The sequence below is a fragment of the Burkholderia sp. HAN2018 genome (assembly GCF_024704855.1).
Lineage (GTDB): Bacteria > Pseudomonadota > Gammaproteobacteria > Burkholderiales > Burkholderiaceae > Burkholderia > Burkholderia cepacia.
In genome coordinates, this window is record NZ_QOBB01000361.1 from 1 (window position 1) to 5,162 (window position 5,162).

Here is a 5,162-nt window from a genome sequence, read left to right on the forward strand (position 1 = left end):
GCAGCTTGCGGATCACCTCGTAGTCGTCCGGATAGTTCTGCGAACCGCCGCCCGCGTCGATCACGCCGGTCACGCCGAGACGGTTCAGTTCGCGCATGAAGTGGCGCGTCGAGTTGTACTGGTATTCGAACGGCAGCTTGGGCCCCTTCGCGAGCGTCGCGTACAGGATCGTCGCGTTCGGGTTCGCGAGCAGCAGCCCGGTCGGGTTGCCCGCGGCATCGCGCAGGATCGTGCCGCCCGGCGGCTCCGGCGTGTCCTTCGTGTAGCCGACCACGCGCAGCGCGGCCGCGTTCAGCAGCGCGCGATCGTACAGGTGCAGGATGAACACCGGCGTATCGGGCGCGGCCGCGTTGAGTTCGTCGATCGTCGGCAGGCGCTTCTCGGCGAACTGGTGCTCGGTGAAGCCGCCGACCACGCGCACCCATTGCGGCGCGGGCGTGATCGCCACCTGCCGCTTGAGCATGTCCATTGCAAGCGCGAGCGACGGCACGCCGTCCCAACGCAGTTCCATGTTGTAGTTCAGGCCGCCGCGAATCACGTGGCAGTGGTTGTCGATCAGGCCCGGCAGCGCGCCGCGGCCCTCGAGATCGACGACCTTCGTCGCGCGGCCCGCGAGCGGCATCACGTCCGCGTCGTGGCCGACCGCGACGAAGCGGCCGTCCTTGATTGCAACGGCGCTCGCGACGGGGTTCGCGCGGTCGAGGGTCGTGAACCTTCCGTTGTGAAGGATCAGATCCGGTTGGGACTCGGTTGCGGTCATGTGCGTCACCTCGTATCGATCAGAAGCCAAAAAGCTGTTTGACGGCGGGAATGGCCTGCACGCCGATCACCATGCCGAGCAACCCGACAAGGGCAATCAGCGGCGGTGCCGGAGAACGGACCTTGATCGCGCTGTAGATCACGCCGATCAGCAAACCCGCGCCAAGGGAAACCAGATAAGGTTCCATACGATCAATGTCCCGGTCAGGTTGAAATGCAGGCTTTACGTCCTGGAAAACAGGCGCGGGCGACATCCGTGAGGCAGTCACGGCAGCCGCCCGCGATTTTCATGGAGCCGATGGCGCGTATTCGTGCAGAACACGCGCCATCGGCACGGGCAGTCGCAACTGCCCGCGATTACTTCGCCGGAACCGGCGGAATCGACTCGTGCGGCGTCGCGGTGCGCGGTGCAGCCTTGTGGACCATCGTGTACGCGTAGTCGACACCCATCCCGTACGCGCCCGAGTGTTCCTTCGCGATCGCCATCACCGCGTCATAAGTTTCGCGGTGCGCCCAGTCGCGCTGCCATTCGAGCAGCACCTGCTGCCAGGTCACCGGCACGACGCCGGCCTGCACCATCCGCTGCATCGCGAAGTCGTGCGCGTCCTTCGACGTGCCGCCCGACGCATCGGCGACCATGTAGATCTCGTAGTCGCCTTCGAGCATCGCGCAGAGCGCGAACGTCGTGTTGCAGACCTCCGTCCACAGGCCCGACACGACCACCTTCTTGCGGCCGTTCGCGGCCAGCGCGTCGCGTACCTTCTGGTCGTCCCACGAGTTCATCGACGTACGTTCGAGCGTCTTCTGGTTCGGGAACACGTCGAGCAGTTCGGGGTAGGTGTAACCCGAGAAGCTGTCGCTCTCGACCGTCGTGATCGTGGTCGGGATGTTGAACACCTTCGCGGCCTTCGCGAGCCCGACGACGTTGTTCTTCAGTACCTGGCGGTCGATCGACTGCACGCCGAACGCCATCTGCGGCTGCTGATCGATGAAGATGATCTGGCTGTTGTGGGGAGTGAGTACTTCAAGTTTCGGATTGCTCATGGCGGTCATATCCTTTGACGCGGGAAAAGAGAGAGCCAGCCTCACCGGCCAACCGGGAGGCGCCCACTGCGCTGTGACGGGAGGTTCGCCTACCAGCCGGTGTCATTCAACACGCGAATTCATCGTAGCGCCAATTAATCGATTTGATTAATAAAAACCCTAAATTCAGGCCTTAAAAGATCTTAAAACCGCCGAATTAAATACGCGCCTCCGGAGCAGACCTGCTACGCTCCAAATTGATTTTCCGATCATCGACCGATCGGTATTTATCCGTATTTTTCACACGGTTGTCATTTCCCTAATTCGAATCATGACGTCCTATATTGCATCGTTATTGGCCGGCATCCTCGCGGGCGTCGTCTACGCGCTGATCGGGGTTGCATCGCCGGCGCCGCCCACCGTCGCATTGGCCGGCCTGCTGGGCATCCTCGCCGGCGAACAGATCCTGCCGGTCGCACGCCGCGTGCTGTCCGGGATCCAGCTGAAAACCGCGTGGAGCGACGCGAAGTGCGGCCAGCACATGTTCGGCACGCTGCCCGGTGCGCAGGCCACCCGGGCCGCCGCGAAGAAAGGGCCGTCGACGCCGGCCTGATGCGCGCCGATCGAGGGCGCTCCGATCGCGTACGCGGCTGAATTGTCGTGAATCGTGTTGGAGCCGGGCGTGCTTGGCGATAACATGACAGCCCGATGCCCCCGTGGAATTCATCATGAAGCTGTCATTCGAAGCGCTCGAGGCACTGGACGCGATCGACCGCACCGGCACGTTCGCCGAGGCCGCCGAGTTGCTGCACCGCGTACCGTCCGCGCTGACCTATCTCGTGCAAAAGCTCGAAAGCGATCTCGGCGTCGCGCTGTTCGACCGCAGCGGACGCCGCGCGAAGCTCACGCACGCGGGGCGCGTGGTCGTCGAGGAAGGCCGCCGGCTCCTGCATGCGGCCGAGCAGCTCGAACTGAAAGCGCAGCGCGCGCAGCAAGGCTGGGAAACCGAGGTGCGCATCTGCATCGACGAGATCCTGCCCTTCGAGGCATTGTGGCCATACGTGCATGCGTTCTACGGGCTCGAGATGGACACGCGGCTGCGCCTGTCCACCGAAGTCCTCGGCGGCACCTGGGATGCGCTGATTTCGCGGCGCGCGGATCTCGTCGTCGGCGCGGCGGGCGAGCCGCCGGAACTGCCGGACATCGTCGCGCGACCGATCGGCTCGCTCCGGCACGTGTTCGCCGTCGCCCCCACCCATCCGCTCGCGGCATTGCCCGAACCGCTGTCGATGGCGTCCGTCGTCGAGTATCGCGGCGCCGTGATCAGCGATACATCGCGCGAGCTGCAGCCGCGCTCGGTCGCGATCGATGCCGGACAGCCGTATCTCGCGGTCCCCACCCTCGCCGCGAAACTGGCCGCGCAGTGCGAAGGGCTCGCGGTGGGCACGCTCCCGGATTGCATCGCGGCACGCGCGATCGAGCAGGGCAAGCTCGTCGCACGCGAGGTGACCGGCATGCGCGACACGACGCAGTGCTATCTCGCGTGGCGCGGCGACGAAGCCGGACGCGCGCTGCACTGGTGGGTCGACCAGCTCGATCAACCCGATCTCGTCGACCGGTTTACCGCGCTCGTCTGATGCCGCCGCCCGCGGCCCGCGTTCGCGCCCCGGTCGCAGGCAACCGCCCCGCATCAGCCGAACGAATCGTGCAGGCGCTTCATCTCCTTTTCGAGCCACTCGATCAGTTTGAACGACGCGTGCGCACTCGCGGCCGGCGGGATCATCATCTTCTCCTCGGTCGCGATGTGTTCGGACAGCGATTCGCACATCAGCCGCCCGAGCTCGGGCTTGCGCGCGATCAGCGGCGACAGGTCGCCGCTGCTCAGCTGAAACGCCGTTACCGTCGTTACCGCATGGACGCTCGCGTGCAGTTGCGTGCCGGCCAGCACGACGGACTGGCCGATCGCGTCGCCCGGCGCCATCCGCCTGACCTCGATGTCCCCCGCCGCGCCCGGCACGAACACCGACGCGACACCGGCCCCGACGATCGTCAGCAGGCGCGTATCGGCATTCGACGCATAGATCACGTCCCCTTTGTGGAACACGCGTGACGCGAGCGCATCGGCGAGCACCGCCAGATCGTCGTCGCCGAGCTGCCGGAAGAGTTCGACCGCGCGCAGCAGCCGTTGCCCGCGCGATACCGGCCGGTGCGTCGCGGCCGTCCCGCCCAGCGGGCGCAACGCGATGTCCGCGGCGGCCAGATGCCGGTGGGCCAGGTCGTAGAGTTGGTTGCGCACGGCGATCTTCTTCTGCAGCGCATCGACGTAGCAGACGAGCTCGTATTCGACGGAATTGGTACGGAAGGCCTTGACGACCGAAACCGGTGCGGGACGGGTCAGCACGTCCAGCGAGCTGGCGGCGGCGCGGTCGAGCGCATCGATGACGATGGCCGGCCGCACTTCCGGATCGATCTCGATCGTCAACGTCACGCCGTGCACGTTCTCGGGTTCGCTCAGGTTGACGATCGTCGTCTTCGCCGCCGTGCTGTTCGGCACGACGACCAGGTTGCCGAGGCCGTCGATCAGCTTGGTCGCGCGCCAGTTGCTTTCGACGATGCGCCCTTCCAGCTCGCCGATGGCCACCGTGTCGCCGAGCCGGAACGGCTGGGTGGTATTCAGCACGAGGCCGGAGAACACGTCGTTCAGCGTGTTCTGGACGGCCAGCCCGAGGATCACGGCCACCGCGCCCGACGTCGCGACCAGCCCGCTCAGCGGCAGGCCCAGCACGTAGCCGAGCGCGGCCACCGCGGCCGCGCCGAACACGGCGCCGGCGGCGATGTCGTGAAACAGCCGCTGGGTGCGCCACGCGCGCGGCAGCAGCAGATGGTCGAGCATCAGGCTGAACACGAGCGCGCACTGCAGCCACCACGCGACCCCGATCACCTGGATCGCCAGCCGGTCGAGCCGGTCGGGCGACGGCGGCACCGCGAGCGGGCTCACGCCGGTCGCGAACAGCACATAGGTCAGCGCGGCGAACGACGCGCAGCGTCCTATCGCCTTCGCCGTCGAACGGCCGGGCCCGAGCAACCGCCATGCGACGAGATCGGCAATGACGATCGGTGCGCCGTAAGCGACCGTGGCGGAAAGGTTCAGCATGATGGAGCGGGCGGCAAGCGTGACAAGCGACGCGCGCGGAACCCGCGCGCGCACATCGCCCACGGCCCGATCCGGCGTGTGGCCGCGGGCGGCGAATCGTGGCGCGAAAGGTCGGACTGGACAGGTTTCATGCGGTAGTCGTTCGATGACGCGCGAAGCCGCCGCGGCCGCACGTGTGGCGACCGCCGCCCCGCGCCGGCGTTCAGCGGCGTCGCGACCGCGCGTC

The 5,162-nt window shown here is 66.4% G+C and carries 6 protein-coding genes; 2 read left to right on the forward strand and 4 right to left on the reverse strand.

All coding sequences use genetic code 11. The features are described 5' to 3' along the window. The 3 genes from DPV74_RS39175 to DPV74_RS39185 all read right to left on the reverse strand — a co-directional run. Positions 1-760 (reverse strand): amidohydrolase family protein (locus tag DPV74_RS39175; protein ID WP_162923276.1); only part of this gene is annotated, 760 nt, incomplete at its 3' end. A gap of 19 nt (positions 761-779) precedes the next feature. Further along, positions 780-947: a DUF1427 family protein gene (locus DPV74_RS39180; RefSeq protein ID WP_009692709.1), complete on the reverse strand. Its 168-nt coding sequence runs from the start codon at positions 945-947 to the stop codon at positions 780-782. 169 nt (positions 948-1,116) lie between these two features. Next, the gene (locus DPV74_RS39185) at positions 1,117-1,803 is read right to left on the reverse strand and encodes a hydrolase (protein WP_027792645.1); all 687 of its coding nucleotides are present in this window, start codon (positions 1,801-1,803) and stop codon (positions 1,117-1,119) included. 310 nt (positions 1,804-2,113) lie between these two features. Between DPV74_RS39185 and DPV74_RS39190 the strand changes: the two genes are divergently transcribed. After that, complete coding sequence (locus DPV74_RS39190; protein ID WP_027792644.1) at positions 2,114-2,395, forward strand: XapX domain-containing protein; 282 nt, start codon at positions 2,114-2,116, stop codon at positions 2,393-2,395. Between the two features lie 115 nt (positions 2,396-2,510). After that, positions 2,511-3,419: a LysR family transcriptional regulator gene (locus DPV74_RS39195; protein ID WP_060194558.1), complete on the forward strand. Its 909-nt coding sequence runs from the start codon at positions 2,511-2,513 to the stop codon at positions 3,417-3,419. Positions 3,420-3,472: 53 nt separating this feature from the next. Here the strand turns inward: DPV74_RS39195 and DPV74_RS39200 are convergent, their stop codons facing one another. Then, positions 3,473-4,936: a mechanosensitive ion channel family protein gene (locus DPV74_RS39200; RefSeq protein WP_119339141.1), complete on the reverse strand. Its 1,464-nt coding sequence runs from the start codon at positions 4,934-4,936 to the stop codon at positions 3,473-3,475. Between the last annotated feature and the right edge of the window lie 226 nt (positions 4,937-5,162).

Bases quoted from the DNA above. Each gene is read 5' to 3' on its own strand.
- DPV74_RS39200 (WP_119339141.1), bottom strand. From the start codon at position 4,936: ATGCTGAACCTTTCCGCCACGGTCGCTTACGGCGCACCGATCGTCATT.
- DPV74_RS39180 (WP_009692709.1), bottom strand. From the start codon at position 947: ATGGAACCTTATCTGGTTTCCCTTGGCGCGGGTTTGCTGATCGGCGTG.
- DPV74_RS39195 (WP_060194558.1), top strand. From the start codon at position 2,511: ATGAAGCTGTCATTCGAAGCGCTCGAGGCACTGGACGCGATCGACCGC.
- DPV74_RS39190 (WP_027792644.1), top strand. From the start codon at position 2,114: ATGACGTCCTATATTGCATCGTTATTGGCCGGCATCCTCGCGGGCGTC.
- DPV74_RS39185 (WP_027792645.1), bottom strand. From the start codon at position 1,803: ATGAGCAATCCGAAACTTGAAGTACTCACTCCCCACAACAGCCAGATC.